The organism is Paenarthrobacter sp. NPDC056912 (assembly GCF_042786555.1).
Lineage (GTDB): Bacteria > Actinomycetota > Actinomycetes > Actinomycetales > Micrococcaceae > Arthrobacter.
Genome location: NZ_JBHUCD010000011.1, coordinates 132,243 through 156,075, shown reverse-complemented (window position 1 = coordinate 156,075; position 23,833 = coordinate 132,243). Strand labels below are relative to the sequence as shown.

Sequence of the window (23,833 nt, the reverse complement as noted above, 5' to 3'; positions counted from 1 at the left end):
TATTTCACCATGATCAACACCATCGCATCGGAGCCCCGGCCATCCCGCCGGGCGGGCGGGGCCGCCACCCTTATTGCAAGCGCCCTCTCCAACCAGCTGGGCGCCGCCAGCGGATCACTCGCGTTTCCCGTGATGGGACCTGTTGGCGTGGTGGCCGTCCGCCAACTCGTTGCGGCCGCAGTGTTATTGCCGATCGTCCGGCCCCGGCTGCGTGAACTGAGCTGGCAGCAATGGTGGCCCGTCCTCCTCCTGGCGATGTCTTTCGGGACCATGAATCTTGGCCTCTACGCTTCCATCCAGAGGATCGGGCTGGGACTCGCTGTCACCTTGGAGTTCCTGGGGCCCTTGGCTGTGGCCCTGATCAGCTCCCGACGGAAAAGCAGCGTGCTCTGTGCGGTAGCCGCGGCCGCGGGCGTTGTGGCCATCACCCAGCCTGAAGCGTCCATGGACTTCGCTGGAATCGGCCTTGGCCTGATGGCCGCCTGCAGTTGGGCTGCCTACATCCTCCTCAACCGGACGGTGGGCCAAAGGATCCAGGGGATTCAAGGGACAGCAGCCGCAACCGGAGTGTCGGCCACGCTGTTCCTGCCTGTCGCCGTCGTGATTTTCCTGAGCCGGCCAGTGGATGGTTTCGCCGTTCTCTGTGCTGTGGGTGCGGGGCTCCTGGCGTCCGTCCTGCCATACGTGGCAGACCTGCTGGCCCTGCGCCGCGTGCCCGCGAACCTGTTTGGGGTGTTGATGAGCATCAACCCCGTGTTCGCGGCGATCATCGGCGCGGTGGCCCTGCACGAAGACCTCAACGCTGCGCAGTGGGCGGGGATTGGATTGATTGTGGCAGCCAACGCCGGGGTGCTTTTGCTGCGAGGCAAGGAGCCCGACAGCGACAAACGGGAAGGTGCTTAGGATCCTTTGGGCGGATGTCCGGTGGAGCCGCGAACCTGGAGTTGCGTGGCCACTTGATGCAGCCGCTGCGGAAGGTCCGGGGTGGCCAGGCGCTCCAGGATGAACTTGCCTGCCTCGACCCCCACGGCAAGGTTCCCGTTGTCCACGGAGGTCAGCGACAGGTGCCGGATCTTGGCAAGGTAGGTGTTGTCGTAGCCCACCAGTGACAGGTCATCTGGCACCGAGAGGCCAAGATCGTCCGCCGCGGAGAGTGCGCCAATGCAGGCGATGTCGTTGTAGGCGAAGATCGCGGTCGGCCTTTCCTGGCCGGCCAAGAGCCGGCTTGCGGCGCTGTATCCGCTTTCCTCGCTCATGCCTCCGGCCACCACCACCGGTTCCAGCCCGGCGCGATGCATGGTCCGTTCAAAGGACAACCGCCGGAGGTTCCCTACCTCGCCGGGGCCCTGAAGGTGGGCGATGCGCTGGTGCCCCAACGCAAGGAGGTGTTCGGTGGCCTGGCGCGCTCCGGCGTCGTCGTCATTGACCACAATGTCGACGCCCGGCAGGGCAGGTTCCCGCGTTCCGGCGAGGACCACGGGGATGCTGCGGGCGGCGTTTTCGATGGCATCGGCCTCGTTAGTGGTGCCGACCACCACCAGGGCGTCGATCCGCTGCTCCAACAGGGTTTCCACGGAACTGCGCCCCACCCGCTGGTCCGTGTAAGAGTCGGCGAGCACCGGAGAAACGCCTGCCGAATGCAGGGACGCCGTGAGGCCTTCGAGGAGTTCCACGAACCAAGGATTCCGGAGGTCGTTGAGGAGGACGCCGATGGTCCCGCTGCGGGGGCCGGAGAGCCGCTGGGCCAGGCGGTTGGGCCGGTAACCGAGCTGCTCCATGGCATCGAGGACGGCGCGACGACGGCTCTCGCTGACGTTGGCAGAGCCCTGTAAGACGAGGGAGACCAAGGATTTGGAGACGCCGGCGGCACTGGCGACATCGCGGATGGTGGGCTTGGTCCCCGCGGCGGTGTGTGCGTCGGGCACGGCGTTGCCTCCTCTCGGTCCTTCCGGTTCCATCCAAGCTTAGAGGGGTTGACGCACTGTCCCTCTTCCAGCAATTATGGACCGGTCCAAGTAAATTCCAAAAGAGAGTCAATGAGGATTTCCATGAGTGCACCCAATAGCCGGCGGCTGATCGCCGGGATGGTCGGCGGTGGGACCGGCGCCGACGTTGGCAAGTCGCACCGCTACGCCATGCGGCTGGATGACCAGTACGAACTCCAGGCTGGAGTCTTTGGCCGTGATGCGCTTGCGTCCCGCGACATCGCGGCCGGACTCGGCGTGCCGCAAGAACGCTGCTACGCGGATTACCGTGAGATGGCCGCAGCTGAAGCCGCCCGTCAAGATGGCGTGGACCTCGTGACAGTGGCAACGCCGAACGACAGCCACTTCGACATCGCCCGTACCTTCCTGGAAGCCGGCATCTCCGTGGTGTGCGAGAAGCCGCTGACGCAAGACTCGGAAACCGCCGCGGAACTGGTGCGTATCGCCGCTGCCAACAACGCCATCCTCGCCGTGCCGCATTGCTACCCGTCCTACGCGATGGTTCGCCAGGCTGCGCGGATGGTCCGCAACGGTGAGCTGGGCGCTATCCGGTTTGTCGACGTCGAGCATGCCTCCGGCTGGGCGGCGACGCCGCTGGAAGAACTGGGACATAAGCAAGCCAAATGGCGCACGAATCCGGACATCGCCGGGTTCCCGAGCGTTGTTGGTGACCTTGGCACCCACGCCTTCCACCTGCTCCGCGCCATCACCGGCCTCGAAGCCGAGCGTCTTTCCGGCCGCCTGCAGACCCTGGTGCCGGGGCGACGTGTCTTTGACCATGCCACGGTGGAACTGGAACTTACCGGCTCGGTGCCCGCGCGCGTCTGGGCCAGCATGGCCGCCACCGGCCACAACCACGGGCTCCGCATCCGCGTCTACGGGGAGAAGGCGAGCCTCGAATGGCAGCATGAGGACCCGCATCATCTCAAGGTCCAGGACCTCGACGGCGCCACCACCGTCCTGACGCAAGGCCTCAGCCACCTTCACGAGGATGCATCCCGGCTTACCCGCGTGGGCCTCGGACATCCGGAAGGTTTCCTCGAAGCCTTCGCCAACTTCTACTCCGACCTCGCCGAGGTCCTCCGCGCACGCCGCGACGGCACCGCGTTGCCGCAGCGGGAGTTGTCCTTCCCCACGGGAATCGACGGCCTGATCGGCGTCCAATTCGTCGAAGCCGTCGCCGCGTCCCACTTCGACGACTCCGCCTGGGTAGTCCCCGCATCCTTTGCCCCGTCCCTCATCGAGAAAGCAGCAGTCTGACCATGCCCCGTTTCGCACTCATTGGAGCCGGCTTCATCGGCTCCGTCCACGCCGCCAACCTCGCGGCCCACCCTGGCATCGATTTCCGTCTCATTTTCGACGTCGACCAGCAGCGTGCACAGACGCTGGCTGCCGCTCATGGCGCAGCTGTGGCCAGCACTCTGGAGGAGGTGTTTGACGCCTCGGCGATTGACGCAGTCTTTATCGCCTCTTCCACGGATACCCATGCAGAGCATCTGCGTCGGGCGGCCGCAGCCGGGATCGCTGTGCTCTGCGAGAAGCCCATCGACCTTGACCTTGACCGGGCCCGCGACGTTGCCTCGTTCACGCAGGACAGCGGGGTGCCCGTGATGGTTGATTTCAACCGCCGCTTCGATCGCGACTACGCCGAACTCAAACGCGTGGTGGACTCCGGCGAAATCGGCAAGGTAGAGCTGATCCAGCTGACCTCACGTGGCCCGTCCATGCCTCCGCTGTCCTACGTCGCGACATCCGGCGGACAGATGCGCGACCAGACCGTCCACTTCTTCGACCTCGTACGCTGGCTTTCAGGGTTGGACCCGGTGGAGGTTTTCGCCACCGGCTCGGCTTTGGCGGAGCCCGGCATAGTGAAGTACGACGACGTCGATACCTCCGCGGTCACGCTGCGGCTCCCCGATGGGGCCTTGGTCCAGATCGATTCCGTTCGCCGGACCGGATACGGGTACGACGAACGCATCGAGATCATGGGATCCGAGGGCATGGTGGAGGCCCGGAGACACCGGAACGGGGCGGTTTCGCTCTACCGGGGTGGGTCCGTGGTGGACGACGGGTTGCACCCGGGCTGGTTCGAACGCGTGCAACCGACGTACGCCGCGGCTCTGGCGGCGTTTGTGGCTGCCCTTGAGTCCGGATCGGCGCCTTCCCCTTCGCTGGAGGACGGCTTGAAGGCGCAGGCCATTGCCGAAGCTGCCACGCTGTCCCTACGTTCCGGCCGCCTCGAACCCATCAAGTACTGACCCAAGTAGCTCGCAATAGTGCGCGTTATGGGCGGTCAAACGCGCACTACTGCGACTCAGTTGGTAGAGAAGGCTGCGCCTAGGAGAAAGCGGCGCGGAAAGCCGCCAGGGCAGTATCGCCGGCTTCGACGCCTTGGCCGCCGATTGCGCCGGCTTCCAAGCCGATCACGCCGGTGTACCCGGCGTCCCGAAGGGCCTTGGCGATGCCTGGATAGTTGATCTCACCGGTGCCCGGCTCGAATCGTCCCGGAACGTCCGCCACTTGGATCTCGCCTATGAACGGTTGCGCTGTCCGGACAAGCTCGATCAGGTTCCCTTCGCCGATTTGAGCGTGATAGAGGTCCAGCATCATTTTCACGTTGGGATGGTTGACGGCCTGCACCAGGGCGAGGGTGTCCTTGGCCCGCGCCAAGGGAATGCCGGGGTGATCCAGGATAGTGTTCAGGTTTTCCAGCGCGAACGTGATGCCGTGCTTTTCGCCCAGCTTGGCCAGGCCCTCCAGCGTGCGAAGTCCGGTCAGCCACATGTCGCCGGAAGAACGCTGGACCGGGCGCACTGCATGACCGCCCTCACCCAGTTCTGCCGGATGAACCACCATTCTTTCAACGCCGAGCTCCAAAGCGGTGGGGATCAGCTTTTCCGCGGAGGCGATAACCTCGTGGGCGTTGGCGGAGTCGGTCAGGCTGCCGCCGAAATAGCCGCTCATCGACGAAAACCGGGCGCCCGTTGCGGCGAGGGCCGGGATATTCCGGCCCCGCGTGTCCCAGAGTTCAACCTCGAAACCGTGATCATGGATCCGCCGGACACGATCGATCAACGGCAGTTCGCCGTAGACCATCTCGGCGCAAACGGCCAGGCGGAAGCTCATGCCCTGTTCCCTGCGGTTTGCAACTGCGCTCCGCGCGAAAGAGCCGGCTCAGCCGCATTCAGCGCGGCAATCCCGGAAACGTCCACGGGCAGTCCGGTTTCGGCGGACTCAAACGCCGCAAGGGCAACGGCCAGCGCGTTTCGGGCATCGACTCCGCCGGGAGCGGCAGGTGCGCTGCCCGTCGTCGTGGGTTCACTTGCCAAGCCGCGGCGTGCTGCGACGTCCACGGCGAAGTGGGCGATCTCGTCCGTGTAGGCATCGTGGAAGAGATCGATGTTGAGCCGGGTGGTTTCCGTGCCGATGCCGGCTGCGGTGTAGCTGGTGGCGCTGGTGCTCTGAGGGCCTCCCGCGCTGACCATTCCGGCCGATCCGAACACTTCGCCCCGGACGTCGTAGCCGTACAACGCGTTGAAGTTTGCCTCTGCCACGGCGATTGCCCCGTTGCTGTAGGTGACCGTTACCACGGCGGTGTCCAGGAGTCCGCCGGCCTTGGCTTCGGGTGCCACCAGGGCGTCCGCCACGGCATGGACCTTGACGGGTACGGCCCCGGGGTTGAGCCAGTTCAGGGTGTCGAAGTCGTGGATGAGTGTTTCCAGGAAGATGGTGCCGGGGGCGATGCGCTCGGGGTTGCTGATGCCGGCCTCGGTTCCGGGATCGCGGGTGAGGGAGCGGAGAAGTTGCGGTGTCCCCACCGCGCCGTCGTCGATCAGCTTGCGGGCCGCTGCGAAATCGCTGGAGTAGCGGCGGTTGAAACCGAAACGGAGTACGACGCCGGCCTGGTCCGCCGCCGCGATGGCACGGTCCAGTTCCTCGATGGTCCGGCCGCCGGGCTTTTCGCAGAACACGTCCTTGCCGGCTTCCGCGGCTGCCGCGATCAGTTCGGAATGGAAGCGCAGGGGAGCCGCGATGAGCACGGCGTCCACGTCCGGATCGGCCAGGACATCGGCAACATCGGTGGTGATCTTGGCGACGCCGAGCCGGGTGGCCAAGGCTTCGAGAGCCGGACGTACGGGATCCGCGATGGCCTCCAAGTGCGCATTGGGGATGCGGCGGGCGATGGATTCGGCGTGGAAATTGCCGATCCATCCGGCGCCGATCACTGCGATGCGGACGGGCCGGTCCTCGTTGACCGGGTGCTGGATGTACGTCATGGGGCTCCTCGATTCAGGCGTCTAGATCGTTCTAGTAGGACCATGGTGACACGTGGGCGGCCACGTCGTCTAGATCGTTCTAGTTACGCGGGGGAGTGTTGCGCCCGAATGCCAGCCGCAGAAGTGGAGCCAAGAGCAGAAGCAGGATGATGTTGCCCAAAGCGGCGACTCCGGTTAGGAGGACCAATCCGACCATCATCAAGAGATGGATATCCGCCGAATCGGTCAACGAAATGGCAGCCGGCATCGCCAGCATTCCATGGAGGGAGTTCATACCTTGCTCCTGCAGCACTTCCGGGGCCCATTGCCACCGCCTATTGAGTGTCCCGAGGCAACGGAACGTGTCGCGGTTTGCTGCAGGGCTCCGGTGTCAGGGCTGGCGCAGCGGTGAGTCCTTGGCGAGTTTGACCACGATCATGGAGTCGTTGCCCGGATCCAGGGGGTCGTACCAAAGAGTGGTTTCCTGGCCGTCAACCACAGGCTCCGCTGCGTTGATCAACACGGGCCGCTGTACCCAGCGTTGGGTCCCGCTGCCGTCATGGAAGGTGAAGGTCACTGTGGTGAAGATTTTCGCGCTGTCACCGAAGACTACGTACCCCTTGTCCGTGACCGTTGCCGTGGTCGCCCTGCCCGTACTCATCACAGCCTGCTCCCGCGCGGCCAATACCCGCCGCTTCCGGGCTGCCCAGATTCCCACCCCGGCAAGGAAAAGGAACATGGCAAGGCAGCCGGCGGCCACCCAGCCGAGAAGCGGCGGATAGCCGAGTTCGACGGCGGCCAGCGCCGCGCCGGTTGCCGCGCCAAGCCAGGCGATGGCTCCACCCAAGGCCAGGCCGAGTTTGCTGTGCCGCATCGCGATGCCCATCCAGGCAATGGAACTGATCACAAGCAGCGGGATGCTGGCGATGATGGCGGCCAGCGGCAAAGCGGGCGGCTCCACGGCCTCGAACTCAGCCAGCTGAGGCCATCCGTAGCCGGCCGCCAGTCCGCCGATGAACTGGAAAGCCAGCGCCAGCACAATGCTGACCGGGCCGGGACGTTTGCTCTTGCGGAGTTTCCTGAGGGCGACGGGGTCAACGGTGCTCATGGGCACATTAAACCGTGCACCTGCGCTCAGGCTTGGACGCGTTGCCGGAACTGCCGGGGTGTCTCGCCAACCTCCTTGAGGAACTGCCGGTTGAAGTTGGAGAGGTTGCTGAAGCCGGTCTCGTAGCAAATGTCCGAGACCGGCTTGTGGGTGCGTTCCAGGAGGCGCCGTGCGTGGGCCAAACGAAGCTTCCTGACCAGATGGGTGAAGTTCTGGCCCGTAGATCGCTTGAAGTATTTGGAGAATGTGGGCTCGGCCATTCCAACCAGGGCCGCAGCTTCTGCCATGGTGACCGTTCCGGCGTGATGGGCGAAAACGTATTCCAGGACGATGTCCACCACGGCCTCCGCCTCGCGGTCCAACTGGGGGAAGAACCACACATCAGCCAGGTAGCGGCGGTCCTCCGCGGGCGCGCGCGTCAGCACTGCCAAGAGGTGGAAGAGGTGTTGAAGACGCTCCAGGCCCGTTGTTCTTCCCATGGCTTCGACGCAGGCGGCCGCTGTTGCCGCTGTTTGCCCCAGGAACTCGATTCCCCGCGCGGACTGGTCCAGCAAGGGCATGACCTCCGCCAGTTCGGGTACGAACGAGGAGGCCTGTTCTGCCCACTTTCTGTCGAACTGGATCACTGCGTCCCTGTTGTGGAGGACTTCGCCCGGCTCGATGTCGCTGACCCAGTCGTGGGGGAGGCCTGAACCGATGAGCGTGAGTTGGCCGGCTTCGAAAGTGCCCACATGGTCGCCCACGATGAACTTGCCCGGGCCCTTGCGGGTCAGGTGTATCTCGTATTCAGGGTGGTAGTTCCAGCGGGCCAAAGGGCTGGGATAGTCATGTTCGTGCCAGCGCACGGAGTGGTTCGGATCTGCCGGAATGACCTCCCGGATGGCACGCCTTCCCAGCAGCCGCTCGGCCAGTCGCGTAGCTGGTCCATCCCCCGGATCGGTGGAACCCATGATCGTCCCCTCCCGCTGTGCTCTGGAACCTGCCCCTTGGAAAAACCTGCACTACGGAAAATAAGTATCAGTAATCGTCTTTCCTGACGCTAGTTGTGTCCGGTCCGCAGACCTAATGTTGACCAAAACCCGATCCCGAAGGATGCCACTGTGACCACGTCGACCTCCCAAAAGGCCCCGTTGCCGGAAAATATGCGTGCTGCCGTCCTGCAGCGCCAAGGCGAGATGACCCTTGAAACCTTGCCCGTCCCGCACCTCCAAGCCGATCAGGTACTGGTACAGGTTTCCGCTGTTGGTGTTTGTGGTAGCGATGTCCACTATTTCGAGCACGGCCGGATCTGCGATTTCGTGGTGGACCATCCGCTCATCCTTGGCCACGAGCTCGCCGGGCGGATTGCCGCCGTCGGAAGTGCCGTGGACCCGGCCCGCGTCGGGGCGAGGGTCGCCGTCGAACCCCAACGCCCGTGCCGGACCTGCAGGCAGTGCAAAGCCGGACGCTACAACCTGTGCCCTCGGATGGAGTTCTACGCCACCCCGCCGGTGGACGGTGCATTCTCCGAATACGTCACCATCCAAAGCGACTTCGCATACGACATCCCTGACAACGTCAGTGACGAAGCCGCCGCGCTGATCGAGCCGCTCTCCGTAGGGCTCTGGGCCTGCCAACGTGCAGGGATCGGACCGGGCAGCAGGGTCTTGATCGCAGGGGCCGGGCCCATCGGCGTCATTGCCGCGCAAGCCGCCCGGGCATTCGGCGCGAGCGAAATCCACATCACGGACATCGATGAAGCCCGTCTCGCCTTCGCTGTGGAACACGGGGCCACGCACGCGCTGAACGCCAGGACGGACAGTACGGAAGGGCTCGACGTCGATGCCTTCATTGACGCTTCCGGCGCACCCGAAGCGGTACGTTCCGGGATTAAGGCCGTGGGACCCGCGGGCCGCGTGATCCTGGTGGGGCTCGGCGCGGACGACGTCGAACTGCCTGTCTCCTACCTCCAGAACCGGGAGATCTGGCTCTCCGGGGTGTTCCGCTACACCAACACCTGGCCACTGGCCATCCAATTGCTGGCCGACGGCAAAGTGGACCTGGACATCCTGGTCACCGGGAAGTTCTCGCTCGCGGAATCGGAAGCTGCCCTCAAGGCAGGAAAACAGCCGGGCCAGCTCAAGGCAGTGGTGTACCCGGGCCGTTGATCGGGGAGCCGCGGACAAAAAAATAGTCTTCGAACCCCGCGTCACGTTTCCGCAGGTCAAGGCACATATCCAGTGCCCATGTCGTTTGTATCGCGCATTGCACCGTTGCCCTTTTCGGCCGCATCGCTGTACATCGACCTTGTTGGCAGCGGCGGGTGTGGCGGGTTCTGGGGCCCGCCCGGGGCGCCGTCGCTGTGTAAAACCGGGCTAGTGCGGTCGGTCGTCTGAGTCGCGACCGGCCGCACGATCGGCGTCCCGTAGGCCTCCAGGCGTTAGTAAAGAGTTATTCCAGAGTCTGGTGAAAAAAGCGGAGGTAAACCTAGACTGACCGCATGGCGCAGACTCAGCTCCGTATTTTCCGCACCGTCTCCCTGGCATTCCTGGCTGCCGCCCTCCTGGCCGGATGCGGAGGGACAGGGGCCAGCCCGTTCGTTGGTGTCTGGGGTGAACCAAACGACACCAAAAAACCGTCCCTGGACCTCAAATCAGACGGCAACGCAACAGGCACCGATGGTTGCAACAGGCTCATCGGGTCATGGAAAGAAGACGGCAAGACCATAACGTTCGGAGGATTTGCGTCCTCAAGGATGGCCTGCGAGGGCGTGGACACGTGGCTGTCGAACGCCGTCACGGCGAAAATCCAGGAGGACGGCAAACTAGCCGTTTTCGGCCAGGGCGACACCCAGATCGGCACCTTGGCCGCAAGCCGCTAGCTCGAGGCCTGCTGAACCATCGACGTTGGGGGCAATAGTGCTGGATTCGAATGTTGAGGGTGTGGAACAGTCTGTCTCCACGGGGACATTGCCCGGTTGGGATCAGGTGGACTCGCTGGTAGTTGCCGCCCACGAACGGAACCGTGGCTGCACGGACGGTGCCGTGGCGGACTACATTCCCGTCCTTGCCCAGGCGGACCCTGAGCTGTTTGGACTCTGCGTGGTGGAGGTCAATGGCGGCGTGCATGTGACTGGCGATGCTGACGTGGAGTTCTCCATCCAGTCCATTTCCAAAGCGTTCGTGTACGCCCTGGTGTGCCAGGAGTTCGGCCATGGTGCAGTAGCGGACCTGGTGGGGGTCAACAACACCGGGCTGGCCTTTAATTCGGTGATCGCGATCGAGCTCAACGACGGCCACCCGATGAATCCCATGGTCAACGCCGGCGCGTTGGCCACCACGGCGCTCATGCGCGGAAAGACGCCCGCCCAGCAGTGGCAAGCCATTCATGCAGGTCTGTCCGCGTTCGCAGGCCGTGAACTGGTGCTGGACGAGGATGTCTACCAGTCCGAGGCGGCCACCAACACCCGTAACCGCGCCATCGCCCGCCTGCTGGAAAGCTACGGACGGATCGGACGGGACCCCCTCGAAGTGGTGGACGTTTACACCAAGCAATGCTCGCTCCGCGTCAGCGCCCGGGACCTCGCAGTCATGGGTGCCACACTGGCTGACGGCGGCGTCAATCCCGTGACCGGCGAGCGGGTGGTCTCAGCGGAAGTCTGCCGGGATACCTTGGCGGTCCTCGCTGCGAACGGTCTCTATGAAAGGTCGGGGGAGTGGCTGTTCGAGATCGGGCTCCCGGGGAAGTCCGGGGTTTCCGGAGGCCTGCTCACTGTTTCGCCGGGCAAGGCCGGAATCGGGGCCTTTTCGCCGCGGCTCGATGCGGCCGGCAACAGCGTCCGGGGACAGCAGGCAACGGCGTATCTTTCCCGGGTCCTGGGCCTGAACATCTTCGCCTCCCAAGCCTACGCACCGAGCGAAAGGACCTCGAATGTCCGCTAGAACAGCGCCCTCGTCAACAGTGGAACAGCGAGCCTCGTGGATTCCGATGATCGGGCTGTTCCTCGCCCAGGTCCTAATGTCATTCAATGTGGCAGCGCTCCCCGTCTCCCTGGGCGGAATGGTCCAGGACTTCGGTGTTCCGCCCACAACGGTCAGCACAGTCATCGTGACCTACGGACTGGTAGTGGCAGCACTGGTCATGGTGGGCGCTAAACTCGGCCAACGCATCGGTTGGGTTGTCATCTTCAGGGTGGTGGTGGCACTCTTCGCGGCGTCGGCCCTGATGATGATCTTCGCACCAACCGTCGGATGGGCCATCGCCGCCCAGGCGTTCGCCGGCGCATCTGCAGCCATCATCGTCCCGTCACTCGTGGCGCTGATCGCCGAGAACTACCACGGAGCCCAGCAAGCCACAGCCATCGGCTCACTTGGTTCGGCGCGCGCACTGTCCGGGGTGAGTGCCTTCCTCATCGGCGGAACGTTGGGCACGTTGGTGGGGTGGCGGCCGGTCTTCGCAATCGTTTTGGCGCTCGCCGTGGCCGTGTTTGGCTTCAGCTTCAAGCTCCGCTCTGATCGCGGGAACCCGGAGGTGAAGATCGACGTCGTTGCTGCCGCGATGATCGGTGGAGGCATCGTCTCGCTCACGCTCGGCTTCAACAATCTCAATGCGTGGGGCCCGCTCGCTGCGACCGAAGGAGCGCCCTTCGACGTGCTCGGAGTTTCGCCCGCGCCACTGCTGATCCTGATAGGCGTGGTCCTGGGCCAGGCATTCTTCATGTGGACCCGGAAAAGGACCAAGGACGGCAAAGTACCCTTGGTGAGCCTGGCCGTCCTGGGGTCCTCACGCGAACGGGCTGCCGTGTACGCCATGTTCATCGTGGTCTCCCTCGAAGCCGCCTTGAACTTCACCGTGCCGCTGTACATCCAGATCGTGCAAGGCCGCACCCCGTTCGACACTTCACTGGCCATGATGCCGTTCAACCTCACGGTGTTCATCACCGCTACCCTGGTTGTCCGCTTCTACAACCGCTTCAGCCCCCGGACCATCGCTGTTTTCTCGTTCATCCTCACCACGGTCGCGCTTGCCTGGCTCGCCTTGGTGGTGAACAACAACTGGGAGACCCTGCCCACCATCCTGGGCCTCTTTGTCTTCGGCGTAGGACAGGGAGCCTTGGTCACCCTGGTCTTCAACGTCCTGGTCACCGCTGCCCCCAAGGAACTCGCCGGCGACGTCGGATCAATCCGTGGCACCACCCAAAACCTTGCTTCCGCAGTGGGCACCGCACTCGCCGGGGCCCTGCTCGTCACCATCCTCAGCCTCAACGTAGGCCAAGCGGTCATGAACAACGTGAACCTCCCGGATTCACTCAAACAGCAAGTGAACCTGGACAACGTCAACTTCGTCAGCAACGACAACCTCCGCGAGGTCCTCAACAACACCGACGCCACGGAGGCGCAGGTCGAAACCGCCGTCGCCATCAATACCGATGCCAGGCTGAGGGCCCTGAAAACCGGCCTGCTGATCCTCGCCGCCGTGTCCGCCGTCGCGATCCTCCCGGCCAGCCGGCTGCCCAACTACCGGCCGCATGAGATCCCCGACCCCTCGGACAGATAGATCGTTCTATAGACTGGCTCCCGAGCAGAGGAGAGCCATGACCGGGAAACGGCCCACGCTGATGGATGTGGCGGAAGCCGCGGGTGTCTCCCGTGCCCTCGTCTCCATCGTCATGCGGGATGCTCCGGGCGCGTCTGATGCCACGCGCCTCAAGGTGCAGGAAGCCGCCCGAGCGCTTGGTTACAGGCCCGACAGCCGTGCCCGACTCCTCCGAAGCAGCCGCACGCGCCTGCTTGGCCTCAGCTTTTCTTCAGCCCATGCCTTCCACGCCGAAATCGTCGATGCCGCGTATGCCGGCGCCGCCCTGCGCGGCTATGACATCGCCCTCAGCGCAGTGGCCAACGGAAGGCCCGAAGCCAAGGCTGTGGAGTCCCTCCTGGACATGGGATGCGAGGCACTGATCATGATCTCGCCAACCCTGGGCGAGGAGGAGCTGGCCGGATACGCCGCACGTCTTCCGGTGGTCAGCCTGCTCCGTTACGACGTCGGAGACTCCTTGGACTCCGTGAGCAGTGACGATTACGCCGGTATCCGGATCGCGTTGGAACACCTCACGTCGCTGGGGCATCGGCGCATAGCCCACGTGGACGGCGGCGACACCGTCTCCGGCCCGCAACGCAGGGCAGCCTTTCTCCGGGAGATGACCGACCGCGGACTCGAGGCACGGATCATCCCCGGCGGCCCCACCGAAGAAGACGGCTTGCGTGCGGGACGTGAGCTGCAAGCCGACCTGCCCACCGCCGTCGTCGCTTTCAACGACCGCTGCGCGCTGGGCGTCTGGGAGAGCTTTCGGGCCGCCGGCCTTCGTGTACCGGAGGATGTATCCGTCCTGGGCTATGACGACAGCCAGTTCGCGCGCCTCAGCTACGTCCAGTTGTCGTCCATCAGCCAGGACGCACCGCTTCTTGCGCGCGCCGCAGTGGACCGCGCCGTCGACCGTTTGGAGGGCTCGACGTCGGCCGCGCACCTGGTGCGGACACCGCACCTGGTGGCTCGCCGCACCACGGGCCCTGCGCCCGCGTAACGTCGGGCTACTGCGGGATTGCCCGCATGCTGTTGTTCCGCTTCTCGTGCGTGAGCTCGGCCATGCCCAGGGCCTCCAACAGCGGCGGCATGTACATCCCGAAGCGGCCACGGTAGCCCTTGCGGAGTCCGTACCAACCACCGACGGGGTTCTCTTCGCTGCGGCCCCAGGCTTCGACCGTTCCCTCTGCGGCATCTTTGCCTTCGTCCGCGGCGCCGAGCGGGATCCAATCACCCTGCTCCAGGAGCCACGCGTGCAGGTCCTCGATGGCGCGCAACTGGTAGAGCAGCTTGGTGGATCCCACCTGGCAGACAATGGCGGGAGGGTCCGCGGCTTCGTCCTTATACATGGTGTAGTCCGAAGTTCCCGGGGGCGTGGTGAGTTGCCAGGGCTCGTCTTTGGTTCCAGCGGCCATGGGTGTGTCCTTCCTGCTGAACGCTACACAGCGTCGGGCTGCGTGTCTGCAGATTCAGAGTCCGACATGTCCGAGCTCAGCGGGTTCTCGATCTCATCCGTCATCATGCGTGCGGCGAAGAGAGCCACGAAGGCCATGATGGGGCACACCAGGCCGGCAATGAAGAAGATCAGCCAGATGGGAACCACCTCGGCAATAGGTCCCGCCAATGCCATGGAGACGGGCATGAGGGCAAGGGAGACGAAGAAATCCAGGCTCGAAATCCTGCCGAGCAAATGCCGTGGCACTCGCCGCTGCAGCAGTGTCCCCCAAATGACCATGCCAACTCCCTCGGTGGCACCGAAGATCAGCATGGCAGCGCCGAGCACCCAGACGTTGTCCATGAATCCGATGGCAGCTACCGGCAAGCTCCCCAACCCCCACGTCACCACCATCACCGTCAGGTATCGCCGGGGGAGGCGGGCCGTTGCCGTGGCCAGCGCGGCGGCGGCACTCCCCACACCCATGACTGCCAGCAGGAAGCCGAACGTCCTTGAGTCGCCGCCCAGCTGATCGCGGACGACGAACGGCAGCAGGACCTCGATGGGGCCAATCAGGAACAGCACGGACAAGCACGCCCAGATCAAGGTCCACAGAAGCCACGGTGTGCGGACGGTGTAGCTGAATCCTTCGCGTAGGTCCCGGACAAAGGATCTCGTGGCTGGCACATCAGTAGCCACCTCGTCCGAAGCGCCGGTATCCATGCCCGGTGTTTGGCGGCTCAGGAAGTTCAGGATCCCGAATGCCAGGAAATGGCACACGGCCACCCCGGCAACGGCGTGGGCCGGCGACAGTGTCGCCACCAGGATGCCCGCGATGGCCGGGCCGGCGGCCTGTTGCAGGATGGGCCGCACGGTGCCCTCCATGCCGTTCGCGGCAAGGAGGTCTTCAGCCGGCAGGATGCGCGGAAGGATTGCTGAGTACGCCGGGAAGAAGAAGGCCTGGCCAACACCCAGGACGAACGCGCCGAGGGCCAGGTGCCAGAGCTGAAGAATGTTCAGCATCGCCAGCAGCGTCACGGTGGCGATCACGGCCAGGTTGGCGCCCTCCACGGCGATGATCAGGAGGCGCTGCGGAAACCGGTCGGCGGCGATGCCACCCACCAGGACGAACCCCACCAGACCGATGCTGGCCGCAGTGGCCACCAACGACAATTCCAACGGGCCTCCGCCAAGGTGGATCACCTCGTAGACCATGGCCACGGCCCACATGCCCGAGCCGAAAATGGAGATGGCAAGCGCGGAAATGAGCACACGGAATTCCCGGTGTGCAAAGGGACGGAGCGCTCTCAACGCAGCCATCACACTAGCCTAAGCCTGCCTGTGGAGTCTGTGGAAGGCGTGGCTGTGGAGGGAAAGCCGCGGAAGGAAGCTAAGTCATGAAGCGCCCGACACCGGGGCGTCGTCGTCGTCGATATCCGGACCCTCGGCAGGGTCTTGGCTGTGAAGGCCGGTATCGTGCGCAACCCAACCTTCCGTTTCACCCTCCGCCGGAGCATCTGTGTGGTGGCGGATGACGTGTTCGGTCTTGTCTGCTGCGGTCATGACGGATACTTCCTGTCCTTGCTGGACTGCTTCCGTGAGTGCCCTTAGTCTACGCCGCGCGGGGTCTCTTGTGAGGTCCGCTCTGCGCGGAATCCTGTCCACATAGGGCGTAGAACGGGCCTCGCACCACAGGGGTGTGGCATAGGCTGAACCAAGCAGTTCCCCGTTCCAACGACTAACTGCCAAGGAGAGGTGAAGATGCCCAAGCGCCCCAACCCGGCGGTGAAGATCGCCCAGGAAACAGCCCATAACGCCGTATTCGACGCCCAAGGCAACACCAAGCCCGGAGTGCATAATGTGCTGCTGAAGGCCGTCGAAGTCCAACGCCCGTTGGTCCTGGCCAACCTGCGCAGGCTGCAACGCAGGCACCCCCATGACACGCCGGCCCAGCTTGCCGCGAAGCTTGAGCGACACTACCTGATCGCCATCTCCGGCGGAGGTGCAGCGGTAGGTGCTACCGCCGTCGTGCCTGGTATTGGAACCGCGGCGTCGCTGGGACTTTCCGCACTCGCAACCATCGGGTTCTTGGAGACCACCGCGCTGTATGCGTCGTCCCTTGCGGAGCTCCACGGCATCCGGCTCACCGACCCCGAACGTGCGCGGACCATGGTCATGGCCATCATGCTGGGCGAGGAAGGCGCGTCCTTGTTGGGTGCGCTGAGCGGGCAATCGCTGGGCCGGGGCAAGGGCGTGACCAATGCCTGGGGCAGGACACTCACCAAGAAGATTCCAGGCAGCGGCTTCGGGGTCATCCGCGACACCATCCAACGCGCGTTCCTCAAGAGCCTCGTGAAGCGGCAAGGATCAGCATTCCTGGGCCGCGCCCTGCCCTTCGGCGTAGGCGCCGTGGTGGGCGGTGCCGGCAACCTGGTGATGGGCAGGGCCGTCGTGGCAACAGCCAAGGAAGCGTTCGGCCCGCTGCCGGACGCGGTCCCGGGCGAACTGCTCCCCAACGCACCAAAAAACGTTGTCACTGCCGAAGTGGCACCTGAAAACCTGACGCTGGAAGGCGGTAACAGTGGACCTGAACGCTGATTTGGGGGAGTCCTTCGGCTCCTGGACCATGGGAGACGACGCCTCGATGTTCCGCATCGTGAGCAGCGCCAACGTGGCGTGCGGCTTCCACGCCGGAGATCCCCTCACCATGCTGGACAGCTGCCGCGCTGCGTTCGAGCTCGACGTCCGCGTCGGCGCCCACGTGGGGTACCGCGACCTGGCAGGCTTTGGCCGGCGCTCATTGGACATGACGTTCGACGAACTCTTCGGAGACGTGCTGTATCAATTGGGCGCACTCGACGGCATGGCCCACGCGGTGGGAGCATCCGTGGACTACGTGAAACCGCACGGTGCGCTCTATAACAGGATCGTCCACGACGCCGAACAGGCCGAAGCCGTGGTGGCCGCCGTTCACGCCTACGATCCCGGACTGCCCGTGCTCGGCCTCCCGGGCTCAGCATGGCTGACCTTGGCCGAGGAAGCCGGACATCCCGTGTTCCGTGAAGCGTTCGTGGACCGGGCCTACCTTCCGGACGGCACGCTGGTGCCCCGCACCCAGGAGGGTGCCGTCCTGCACGACCCCGCCGCCGTGGTGGCCCAGGCCGTACGCCTGGCAACGCTCAAGGAAGTAGTTGCGATCGACGGGACAATTGTTCCGGTTCAGGCCGATTCCCTGTGCATCCATGGCGATACGCCCGGGGCCGTTGATATGGCTGCTGCTGTTCGTCAGGGCCTTGAACAGGCCGGCGTGCAGGTTGAAGCGTTCGCGTAGTTCAAGGATTTCGCGTAGTTCCAAGCGTTAGGAGACCCTGATGGGTGCAGTAGTGGTGGAACCCGGGCCCTTGAGCCTCGTCCTGGGCCCGGACCAGGTTCTGGACCGGGCGTCCATGCTCCTTGCCAACGCGCTGCTGGGCAACCCGGACACTGCCGCCGGGTTCGAAGTACTGGTGGGTGGACTGCGGATCCGCTTCGTGACAGCCTCCGCTGTGGCAGTGACCGGCGCCGAAGGCATGGTCACGCTGAACGGTTCCGAACTGGCCATGAACACGCCGGTCCGCGTAGCACCCGGGGCAGTGCTGGAGCTGGGACCCGCGCTGTTCGGGATCCGATACTACGTGGCGGTACAGGGCGGCATAGAGACCCAAGCCGAGCCGTTGCGCGCTGGTGGGACGCTCACTTTCGGTCATCCCCACGGCCACGGCTTTGCTTCGGAGCACGCCCCTGCGCGGCGGGCTTTGGATCCGGAACGGCCGGTGGTCGCCAGGGTTTCGCGTGGCCCGCAGGCGCACCCCGACGACGCCGGCACCTGGCTTAGGTTGACCACGGACCCGTGGATTCTCTCGCCGGAGTCGGACCGCGTTGGCGCGCGGTTGGTGGGCAGGCCGCTGGAGCCTGCCCGGGCTCAAACACGCCAAGCGCAACCGTTGCTGGCAGGCTCGGTCTTGCTGCCGCCGTCGGGCCTTCCTGTCATTGCGCTGGCCGGCCACCCGGCTACCGCGGAGTCGCCGGTCATCGCGGTAGTGCGGGACGACGACCTGGACCTGATCGGCCAAGCGAGGCCGGGGCAGATGGTGCATCTGCTGGGGTGAGAATCCCGGGCGGTGATTTTCTCACCAGGCGCTCACTATGAGAATGTTGCATCCCTGTGTCTTCAGGACTCCTGACCAATACCCGCCTGTACTTCGATGCTTTGGGGGCATTCCGCGAAGGCGACATCCTGCCCATCGTGGAGCGGTTCGCTCAATCGGCGATGCTGGCGGTGGACAACGGCCGGGCGCTCGCAGCGGACATCACTGCTGCGCAGCGCGATTTCCGGGTCAAGGTCGGAGCGGCGCAGGAGTCGGTTTCCAAGCTTCTTGACCTGCTGCCCCGGGAGCCGGCCATCACAGCGGAGATGGCTGCCGAATACACGGGCGTGTCCCAGGCAACGGCGTACCGTGCGGTGCAGCGACTGCAAGACGCGGGCATCCTGAGCCCGGCAGGGAAGGTGCGCGGCGTCAGCGTGTGGATTGCCGGTGACATCATTGCTGCCCTGGACGACCTCGCTGCGCGCGCCGGACGTCGTATCCGGCACTGAGACGACCCCCAGGGAGGGGCGTCAACAGGCGGTTCTGAGGGGCCCGACTGCCATCCGGGCCCCTCAGTTTTGCGGGTGCTATGCGTGGATCAGGTCTGTTTGCTGCGCTTCGAATTCCCCACGCTCCGGGCGGGAAAGCCCTAGATGGTCACGGAACGTCGTGCCGGAGTACTCGCTGCGGAACAGTCCTCGCTCCCGCAGCAAGGGCAGAACATGGTCGCGGAAGTCATCGAAGCCGTCAGGCAGGTACGGCGGGGAGAGAATGTAGCCATCAACTGCACCTGCTTCGAACCACTCTGAGAGTTCGTCGGCCACTGTCTGAGCGGTACCAATCACTACGCGGTGACCGTAGGCCCCAACCACCCGCAGATAGAGTTCGCGGACGGTCAGGTTCTCTCGTCGGGCCGTCTCCACGATCAGTTGCTGGCGGCTCTTGTAGGCTTCGGTTTCGGGGATAACGTCGGGGAGGGGCTCATCGAGCGGGTACTCGGTCAGGTCGAATCCCAGCAACTGCGACAGGCGGGCCAGTCCCACCTCCGGATGGATGAGTTCCTGCATTTGGCGGTACTTGGCCTGGGCTTCCTCGAGGGTTGCGCCAATGATCGTCTGTACACCGGCGATGACCTTGAGGCTGTCGCGGGAACGGCCCGCCTTTTCAGCGCGATCCTTCAGGTCCTGGCTGAAGGCCAGAGCCGCCTGGAGGCTGTTCTGCGCGGTGAAGGCAACTTCGGCATACTGGGCGGCCAAGTTCTTTCCGGCCTCGGAGGAGCCGGCTTGGACCTGGACAGGCCGGCCCTGCGGCGAACGCCGCACATTGAGGGGTCCACGAACCGAGAAGTGCTCTCCTTGGTGGTTCAGCACGTGCATCTTGTCGGGATCGAAGTAGCGGCCGGATTCCTTGTCCAGAACGAACGCGTCGTCGTCCCAGCTGTCCCACAGTCCGGCGGCGACGCGGAAGAATTCCTCGGCGCGTTCGTACCGGTCCGCGTTCTTGAGATGCTCGGATCTGCTGAAGTTGCGGGCCTCGGCTTCGACGTAGGACGTGACGAGGTTCCAGCCTGTCCTTCCTTTGCTGAGATGGTCCAGGGAAGCGAACTTGCGGGCGATATGGTACGGCTCGTTGTACGTGGTGGTTTGAGTGGCCACCAGGCCGATTCGCTCAGTCGAAACGGCCAATGCTGCAAGGAGCGTCAGCGGCTCGAACCGGTAGATCACGGGGTCCCGGCTGAGCGTTTCCGCGTCGCCTTCGGGCGCGCAGAGTTCGTCCGCAAGGAACACGAAGTCGAGTTTGGCGTCTTCGGCGGATTTGGCCACGCTAAGGATGTCCTGAAAGTCCCACCCGGCGTTGGAGAGGGCGTCGGGGTGGCGCCAGCCTGCGATGTGCGAGCTGGCGGGGGAGAGCAGCAGACCCAGGGCCATATGCCGCTTGGCGGGCGTTGTCATGAGAGTTCCGTTCTGTTGTGGAAGCAGAGTCCTGAATCAGTGGTTTTGCAGTGCAGTGCTTGCGATGTGTCGGGTTACGGCCAGCAGTTCCTCGGTGCACCTCCGGACTGCCTCGGCATCCAGCCCGGATGGCAGCCCGTACAAGGAGAGGACCAGCACAGCGGTTCCGTCCGGTGACAAGACAGGCGCTGCGATGGATTTGACCTTCTGGCCGAGGAAGGATCCGATGACCTCATCCCCCGGGTCAATGAATTCGCGGGCATCCGCATCCGGTGCTGAAGGGCCGAACTCACCGTCTCCTACGGTGATGGAATAGCCCCTTGCCCGGATGCCGTCCAGCATCGAGTGGGCTTCGAAACGGCTCATGGTCTGCGATGCGTCGATCCAGCGCTCAATGTCGGCATCATCGGCCCATGCCATCGCGGTGCGACCGAACGGTGCAGCTGCCGGAACGCGCTGGCCGACGATGGAGGAGAGCCAGTCGGTTTTTCCCGGGCCGGCGCTGGCCAGCAGGACGAACTCCTCGCGCACTTTGCCGCCGATCAGGCAATCGCATCCAAGTTTGGCTGCCAAGGCCTCCATGTGCGGCCTGGCTTGGTCGACGATGGTGAGTTCGCGGGCAAGATCGGGTCCGGCGACGGCCATGGAGTGCGGGGTGAAGCCGCCGTATCCACCTTGGAGGAACAGCAACGGCAGATCCATGGAGGCAACATCCATGGTGTTAACCCGGCCCAGGACGATCTCATGGTCCCCGGCGTCCATCACGTTCTCGATCGTGCAGTCCAACCGGGCAACGGCCTTCTCCAGGAATGGCGTGCCGGACTCGGAGGGGTGCCAGGTGACACTTTCATATTTGCTGCCGGTCTTGCTGCTGAAGGCCCTGCAAATGTCCTCCTGGCTGGCGCCCAGCACGTTGACGGCGAACCGGCCCGTGGCTTGGATGCGGGGCCAGGATGTTGAGGTTTTGGCGGGGAGGAAGGCCACCAAGGGTGGGTCCAGGGAGACCGAGGTGAACGTTCCGACCACCATGCCCACTGGTGTGCCGTCTTCTTCCACGGAGGAAATCAGCGCTACTCCGGTGGGATAGCGGCCAAGGACCTGGCGGAACCACTGGGGGTTGGTGGGGGTGGTGGCTGCGGCTGTGGCGGTGCTGTTGGATGTCATTTCAGGTTCTGCTTTCCGACCCATTCCGAGGCGACGTCAGCGGCGTCCCGATGATCGATCGCGTAAGAGGCGTTCATGGACGTGAGGTCTTCGGTGGTCAAGGACTTGCTGACCGCGTTGAGGACAGACTGGGCCTTGTCCGGGACAGCGTCCTTGCAGACCAGTGGGGTCACGTTGTTGACACCCACGGTGTTCTTCGGGTCTTCCAGGACGGTGTATCCGTTGGACTTGATCTGCGGAACTGTTGAGAAGAGGAGTGCAGCGTCCACGTCGCCCTTCTCCAACGCGGAGATGGTGATGGGGCCGGAGTAGTCAAGGAGCTTGTACTCCTTGAACTGGATTCCGTAGGCCTTTTCCAAGCCGGCGAATCCGTCTGCACGGGTCTTCCATTCGGTAGGTCCTCCGAATGTCATCCCGGAGGATGCCTTGGCAAGGTCCTCGATCGTCTTGAGGTTGAGCCGCTGCGCCATTGCGTTGGTGACTGCAACGGCGTTGTTGTCCTGGGCGGGCGATGATTCAAGGATTCCAAGATTTGTTGGCAGTGCCTTGCCGAGTTCTGCGTCCACAGCCCCGGTTCCTGATGCTTGTGCGGTGGGCGCCACGAACGCCAACAGGGCTTGGTTGTATTCGGGGATGACGTTGATGGAGCAGTTCTGGATCTGCCCGTAGAGGACCTCACGGGCACCGATGTTGAGCTTGCGCTCTACGGTGTATCCGGCGTTTTCCAGGGCCTTGGAGTAGATCTCGCCGAGGATGACGTTTTCGGAGAAGTTTGCGGAGCCGACCACGATCTTGTCGCCGCCCGAGGTTCCCGTCCCTGCGCTGCCGCTGGTGCTGAGCGGGTCGGCCGCGCAGCCGGTGGCAAGCGCGAGGGTGGCTGCGGCTACCGCAGCTCCGAGAGTTAGGTGTGGTTTCATGCTGCGCTCTTCTTTCGTGATGGAACGGGTGATGGGCTGGGGACTGCCCGCAGGGGGAAACGGGGCTTGCGGGAGACCCCGGGGGAGGTGATGGCCGAGGCCAGGACAATGAAAAGGATCTCGATGGCGATGGCAAGGATTGCGGCGACGATGGATCCTCCGGCAACTTGGCCGAAGTCCCGGCGGCCAAGTCCGTCGAAGATGAACCTTCCGAGACCGCCCAGGCCTACGTAGGCAGCGATGGTGGCTGCGGAGATGACTTGGATTGCTGCCAGCCGAATGCCCAGGAGGATGGTGGGCAAGGCAACGGGTATTTCCACCCGCATCAGGGTGGAGAAGCCCCGCAGTCCTACGCCGCGTGCGGCGTCCACCACTGTGGGATCCACGTTGCGTACGCCCTCGTAGGCGTTCACAAGCATCGGTGGGATGGCCAGGACAACAAGAGCGATCAGAGGTGGGAGGAAGCCGATTCCGGAAAGGATCACCAGGAGTGTCAGCAGGCCCAGCGTTGGCAAGGCGCGGATGGTGTTGGCGATTGTCAGGACCACGGCCTGGCCACGGTGCACATGTCCGAGGACAGTCCCCAAGGGCAAGGCGATCGCTGCAGCTATGAGCATGGCCAAACCGCTGTACAGCAAGTGTTCTGCAACCCGGACCGGGATGGAATCAGGTCCGGACCACGTGGTGGGCTGGGCAAACCAGGTATTGACGAGTTCGAAGACGTTCATTGTGCTTTCCTTCCCCGCGACCACGGTGTGAGGCCTCGCTGGATGCCCACCAGAATGAGGTCAGTTGCTGCGGCCAAACCTGCTGTGAGCACGATGCCCACCAGGATGGGTGTGGCAAAGAATCTCTGGGTTCCGTCGATGAACAGGTCTCCCAGGGAAGAGAGGCCGATGACCGAGACGACGGACACCATGCTGATGTTCGCAACTGCGGCGACGCGCAGCCCGCCCAGGATCAGGGGAGTCGCGACAGGCAGTTCTACCGCGATGAGTCGTTGCATCCTCCCGTATCCCATGGCAGTGGCCGCTTGCCGGACCGATTCGTCGGTCGAGCGGATGCCGTCGACGACATTTCGGAGCAAAAGGGCCACGGTGTAGAGCGTCAGGGGAAGGACCGCCGTCACGGGGCTCAGCCCGGTGAGCGGAAGGACGAAGACAAACAGTGCCAGCGATGGGATCGCGAAGAACGCCGAACTTGACGCCAGGGCAACCGGATACAGCCAACTCCAGCGCACACACAACAAACCGATGGGTACGGCCAACGCCAGGCCCACAATGACCGGCAGGAACGAGAGGAGCATGTGCTGTTGCAACAATTCCCACAA

The 23,833-nt window shown here is 64.1% G+C and carries 26 protein-coding genes; 12 read left to right on the top strand and 14 right to left on the bottom strand.

Translation table 11 applies throughout. From position 1 onward, the window contains the following. Positions 1–9 precede the first annotated feature (9 nt). Positions 10–903 carry a DMT family transporter gene (locus tag ACFRJ9_RS13835; RefSeq protein ID WP_377668837.1) on the top strand — a complete coding sequence of 298 codons (894 nt, stop codon included), beginning with the start codon at positions 10–12 and terminating at the stop codon, positions 901–903. Here ACFRJ9_RS13835 and ACFRJ9_RS13830 read toward each other — a convergent pair. Then, a complete protein-coding gene (locus ACFRJ9_RS13830) occupies positions 900–1,925 on the bottom strand; it encodes a LacI family DNA-binding transcriptional regulator (protein WP_377668834.1) in 1,026 nt (341 codons plus the stop codon). The two genes, ACFRJ9_RS13835 and ACFRJ9_RS13830, sit on opposite strands and share 4 nt — an antisense overlap. A 123-nt stretch (positions 1,926–2,048) precedes the next feature. Between ACFRJ9_RS13830 and ACFRJ9_RS13825 the strand changes: the two genes are divergently transcribed. Both ACFRJ9_RS13825 and ACFRJ9_RS13820 read left to right on the top strand, forming a co-directional pair. After that, the gene (locus tag ACFRJ9_RS13825) at positions 2,049–3,245 is read left to right on the top strand and encodes a Gfo/Idh/MocA family protein (protein ID WP_377668831.1); all 1,197 of its coding nucleotides are present in this window, start codon (positions 2,049–2,051) and stop codon (positions 3,243–3,245) included. Positions 3,246–3,247: 2 nt separating this feature from the next. Further along, the gene (locus ACFRJ9_RS13820) at positions 3,248–4,243 is read left to right on the top strand and encodes a Gfo/Idh/MocA family oxidoreductase (RefSeq protein WP_377668828.1); all 996 of its coding nucleotides are present in this window, start codon (positions 3,248–3,250) and stop codon (positions 4,241–4,243) included. 79 nt (positions 4,244–4,322) lie between these two features. On the opposite strand, the gene ACFRJ9_RS13815 is transcribed toward ACFRJ9_RS13820, so the two are convergent. The 5 genes from ACFRJ9_RS13815 to ACFRJ9_RS13795 form a co-directional block, all read right to left on the bottom strand. Further along, positions 4,323–5,111, bottom strand: coding sequence for a TIM barrel protein (locus ACFRJ9_RS13815; protein WP_377668825.1), 789 nt, complete (start codon positions 5,109–5,111; stop codon positions 4,323–4,325). After that, a complete protein-coding gene (locus tag ACFRJ9_RS13810) occupies positions 5,108–6,262 on the bottom strand; it encodes a Gfo/Idh/MocA family oxidoreductase (protein ID WP_377668823.1) in 1,155 nt (384 codons plus the stop codon). Before ACFRJ9_RS13810 ends, ACFRJ9_RS13815 begins: the two co-directional genes overlap by 4 nt. A gap of 79 nt (positions 6,263–6,341) precedes the next feature. Continuing rightward, entirely contained in the window at positions 6,342–6,536 is a 195-nt protein-coding gene (locus tag ACFRJ9_RS13805; protein ID WP_377668820.1) for a hypothetical protein, read from the bottom strand. A gap of 96 nt (positions 6,537–6,632) precedes the next feature. Beyond that, positions 6,633–7,349 carry a hypothetical protein gene (locus tag ACFRJ9_RS13800; RefSeq protein ID WP_377668818.1) on the bottom strand — a complete coding sequence of 239 codons (717 nt, stop codon included), beginning with the start codon at positions 7,347–7,349 and terminating at the stop codon, positions 6,633–6,635. Positions 7,350–7,375: 26 nt separating this feature from the next. Then, positions 7,376–8,299 carry an AraC family transcriptional regulator gene (locus ACFRJ9_RS13795; protein ID WP_377668816.1) on the bottom strand — a complete coding sequence of 308 codons (924 nt, stop codon included), beginning with the start codon at positions 8,297–8,299 and terminating at the stop codon, positions 7,376–7,378. A 192-nt stretch (positions 8,300–8,491) separates the two neighbouring features. Between ACFRJ9_RS13795 and ACFRJ9_RS13790 the strand changes: the two genes are divergently transcribed. From ACFRJ9_RS13790 to ACFRJ9_RS13770, 5 genes are all read left to right on the top strand, one after another. Next, positions 8,492–9,496 carry an NAD(P)-dependent alcohol dehydrogenase gene (locus ACFRJ9_RS13790; RefSeq protein WP_377668893.1) on the top strand — a complete coding sequence of 335 codons (1,005 nt, stop codon included), beginning with the start codon at positions 8,492–8,494 and terminating at the stop codon, positions 9,494–9,496. 332 nt (positions 9,497–9,828) lie between these two features. Beyond that, positions 9,829–10,209, top strand: coding sequence for an META domain-containing protein (locus ACFRJ9_RS13785; RefSeq protein ID WP_377668813.1), 381 nt, complete (start codon positions 9,829–9,831; stop codon positions 10,207–10,209). Positions 10,210–10,246: 37 nt separating this feature from the next. Further along, positions 10,247–11,269 (top strand): glutaminase A, encoded by a 1,023-nt coding sequence (glsA, locus tag ACFRJ9_RS13780; protein WP_377668811.1) that lies wholly within the window; start codon positions 10,247–10,249, stop codon positions 11,267–11,269. Beyond that, positions 11,259–12,884, top strand: coding sequence for an MFS transporter (locus ACFRJ9_RS13775; protein WP_377668809.1), 1,626 nt, complete (start codon positions 11,259–11,261; stop codon positions 12,882–12,884). The genes glsA and ACFRJ9_RS13775 overlap by 11 nt, the downstream gene beginning before the upstream one ends. A gap of 37 nt (positions 12,885–12,921) precedes the next feature. Then, the gene (locus ACFRJ9_RS13770; RefSeq protein WP_377668806.1) at positions 12,922–13,908 is read left to right on the top strand and encodes a LacI family DNA-binding transcriptional regulator; all 987 of its coding nucleotides are present in this window, start codon (positions 12,922–12,924) and stop codon (positions 13,906–13,908) included. Between the two features lie 7 nt (positions 13,909–13,915). On the opposite strand, the gene ACFRJ9_RS13765 is transcribed toward ACFRJ9_RS13770, so the two are convergent. From ACFRJ9_RS13765 to ACFRJ9_RS13755, 3 genes are all read right to left on the bottom strand, one after another. Further along, entirely contained in the window at positions 13,916–14,323 is a 408-nt protein-coding gene (locus tag ACFRJ9_RS13765; RefSeq protein WP_377668804.1) for a DUF6855 family protein, read from the bottom strand. Positions 14,324–14,346: 23 nt separating this feature from the next. Continuing rightward, a complete protein-coding gene (locus ACFRJ9_RS13760; RefSeq protein ID WP_377668802.1) occupies positions 14,347–15,663 on the bottom strand; it encodes an MFS transporter in 1,317 nt (438 codons plus the stop codon). Positions 15,664–15,738: 75 nt separating this feature from the next. Then, the gene (locus tag ACFRJ9_RS13755; protein WP_377668799.1) at positions 15,739–15,906 is read right to left on the bottom strand and encodes a hypothetical protein; all 168 of its coding nucleotides are present in this window, start codon (positions 15,904–15,906) and stop codon (positions 15,739–15,741) included. Positions 15,907–16,104: 198 nt separating this feature from the next. Here ACFRJ9_RS13755 and ACFRJ9_RS13750 point away from each other — a divergent pair, with 198 nt between their 5' ends. The 4 genes from ACFRJ9_RS13750 to ACFRJ9_RS13735 are packed head-to-tail and all read left to right on the top strand — an operon-like array spanning position 16,105 to position 18,979. Further along, on the top strand, positions 16,105–16,941 hold the full coding sequence (locus ACFRJ9_RS13750; protein ID WP_377668796.1) for a hypothetical protein: 837 nt from the start codon (positions 16,105–16,107) through the stop codon (positions 16,939–16,941). Next, complete coding sequence (locus ACFRJ9_RS13745) at positions 16,925–17,674, top strand: LamB/YcsF family protein (RefSeq protein ID WP_377668793.1); 750 nt, start codon at positions 16,925–16,927, stop codon at positions 17,672–17,674. The genes ACFRJ9_RS13750 and ACFRJ9_RS13745 overlap by 17 nt, the downstream gene beginning before the upstream one ends. Positions 17,675–17,714: 40 nt before the next feature. Further along, positions 17,715–18,491 carry an allophanate hydrolase gene (locus tag ACFRJ9_RS13740; RefSeq protein WP_377668791.1) on the top strand — a complete coding sequence of 259 codons (777 nt, stop codon included), beginning with the start codon at positions 17,715–17,717 and terminating at the stop codon, positions 18,489–18,491. Positions 18,492–18,547: 56 nt separating this feature from the next. After that, the gene (locus ACFRJ9_RS13735; RefSeq protein WP_377668789.1) at positions 18,548–18,979 is read left to right on the top strand and encodes a hypothetical protein; all 432 of its coding nucleotides are present in this window, start codon (positions 18,548–18,550) and stop codon (positions 18,977–18,979) included. Positions 18,980–19,057: 78 nt separating this feature from the next. Here the strand turns inward: ACFRJ9_RS13735 and ACFRJ9_RS13730 are convergent, their stop codons facing one another. From ACFRJ9_RS13730 to ACFRJ9_RS13710, 5 genes are read right to left on the bottom strand one after another with little or no spacing between them, the layout of a single operon-like run. Beyond that, positions 19,058–20,422, bottom strand: coding sequence for an LLM class flavin-dependent oxidoreductase (locus ACFRJ9_RS13730; RefSeq protein WP_377668786.1), 1,365 nt, complete (start codon positions 20,420–20,422; stop codon positions 19,058–19,060). Positions 20,423–20,458: 36 nt separating this feature from the next. Continuing rightward, positions 20,459–21,586: a flavin reductase gene (locus ACFRJ9_RS13725; protein ID WP_377668783.1), complete on the bottom strand. Its 1,128-nt coding sequence runs from the start codon at positions 21,584–21,586 to the stop codon at positions 20,459–20,461. Beyond that, the gene (locus tag ACFRJ9_RS13720; protein ID WP_377668781.1) at positions 21,583–22,503 is read right to left on the bottom strand and encodes an ABC transporter substrate-binding protein; all 921 of its coding nucleotides are present in this window, start codon (positions 22,501–22,503) and stop codon (positions 21,583–21,585) included. Before ACFRJ9_RS13720 ends, ACFRJ9_RS13725 begins: the two co-directional genes overlap by 4 nt. Next, a complete protein-coding gene (locus tag ACFRJ9_RS13715; protein WP_377668778.1) occupies positions 22,500–23,231 on the bottom strand; it encodes an ABC transporter permease in 732 nt (243 codons plus the stop codon). Before ACFRJ9_RS13715 ends, ACFRJ9_RS13720 begins: the two co-directional genes overlap by 4 nt. Continuing rightward, positions 23,228–23,809 carry an ABC transporter permease gene (locus ACFRJ9_RS13710; protein ID WP_377668775.1) on the bottom strand — a complete coding sequence of 194 codons (582 nt, stop codon included), beginning with the start codon at positions 23,807–23,809 and terminating at the stop codon, positions 23,228–23,230. Before ACFRJ9_RS13710 ends, ACFRJ9_RS13715 begins: the two co-directional genes overlap by 4 nt. Between the last annotated feature and the right edge of the window lie 24 nt (positions 23,810–23,833).

Coding starts and splice junctions, on each gene's coding strand:
- ACFRJ9_RS13775 (WP_377668809.1), top strand. CDS start 11,259: ATGTCCGCTAGAACAGCGCCCTCGTCAACAGTGGAACAGCGAGCCTCG.
- ACFRJ9_RS13795 (WP_377668816.1), bottom strand. CDS start 8,299: ATGGGTTCCACCGATCCGGGGGATGGACCAGCTACGCGACTGGCCGAG.
- ACFRJ9_RS13770 (WP_377668806.1), top strand. CDS start 12,922: ATGACCGGGAAACGGCCCACGCTGATGGATGTGGCGGAAGCCGCGGGT.
- ACFRJ9_RS13750 (WP_377668796.1), top strand. CDS start 16,105: ATGCCCAAGCGCCCCAACCCGGCGGTGAAGATCGCCCAGGAAACAGCC.
- ACFRJ9_RS13825 (WP_377668831.1), top strand. CDS start 2,049: ATGAGTGCACCCAATAGCCGGCGGCTGATCGCCGGGATGGTCGGCGGT.
- ACFRJ9_RS13755 (WP_377668799.1), bottom strand. CDS start 15,906: ATGACCGCAGCAGACAAGACCGAACACGTCATCCGCCACCACACAGAT.
- ACFRJ9_RS13715 (WP_377668778.1), bottom strand. CDS start 23,231: ATGAACGTCTTCGAACTCGTCAATACCTGGTTTGCCCAGCCCACCACG.
- ACFRJ9_RS13720 (WP_377668781.1), bottom strand. CDS start 22,503: ATGAAACCACACCTAACTCTCGGAGCTGCGGTAGCCGCAGCCACCCTC.
- ACFRJ9_RS13725 (WP_377668783.1), bottom strand. CDS start 21,586: ATGACATCCAACAGCACCGCCACAGCCGCAGCCACCACCCCCACCAAC.
- ACFRJ9_RS13765 (WP_377668804.1), bottom strand. CDS start 14,323: ATGGCCGCTGGAACCAAAGACGAGCCCTGGCAACTCACCACGCCCCCG.
- ACFRJ9_RS13805 (WP_377668820.1), bottom strand. CDS start 6,536: ATGAACTCCCTCCATGGAATGCTGGCGATGCCGGCTGCCATTTCGTTG.
- ACFRJ9_RS13785 (WP_377668813.1), top strand. CDS start 9,829: ATGGCGCAGACTCAGCTCCGTATTTTCCGCACCGTCTCCCTGGCATTC.
- ACFRJ9_RS13760 (WP_377668802.1), bottom strand. CDS start 15,663: ATGGCTGCGTTGAGAGCGCTCCGTCCCTTTGCACACCGGGAATTCCGT.
- ACFRJ9_RS13740 (WP_377668791.1), top strand. CDS start 17,715: ATGGGTGCAGTAGTGGTGGAACCCGGGCCCTTGAGCCTCGTCCTGGGC.
- ACFRJ9_RS13810 (WP_377668823.1), bottom strand. CDS start 6,262: ATGACGTACATCCAGCACCCGGTCAACGAGGACCGGCCCGTCCGCATC.
- ACFRJ9_RS13800 (WP_377668818.1), bottom strand. CDS start 7,349: ATGAGCACCGTTGACCCCGTCGCCCTCAGGAAACTCCGCAAGAGCAAA.
- ACFRJ9_RS13790 (WP_377668893.1), top strand. CDS start 8,492: ATGCGTGCTGCCGTCCTGCAGCGCCAAGGCGAGATGACCCTTGAAACC.
- ACFRJ9_RS13710 (WP_377668775.1), bottom strand. CDS start 23,809: ATGCTCCTCTCGTTCCTGCCGGTCATTGTGGGCCTGGCGTTGGCCGTA.
- ACFRJ9_RS13820 (WP_377668828.1), top strand. CDS start 3,248: ATGCCCCGTTTCGCACTCATTGGAGCCGGCTTCATCGGCTCCGTCCAC.
- ACFRJ9_RS13815 (WP_377668825.1), bottom strand. CDS start 5,111: ATGAGCTTCCGCCTGGCCGTTTGCGCCGAGATGGTCTACGGCGAACTG.
- ACFRJ9_RS13730 (WP_377668786.1), bottom strand. CDS start 20,422: ATGACAACGCCCGCCAAGCGGCATATGGCCCTGGGTCTGCTGCTCTCC.
- ACFRJ9_RS13835 (WP_377668837.1), top strand. CDS start 10: ATGATCAACACCATCGCATCGGAGCCCCGGCCATCCCGCCGGGCGGGC.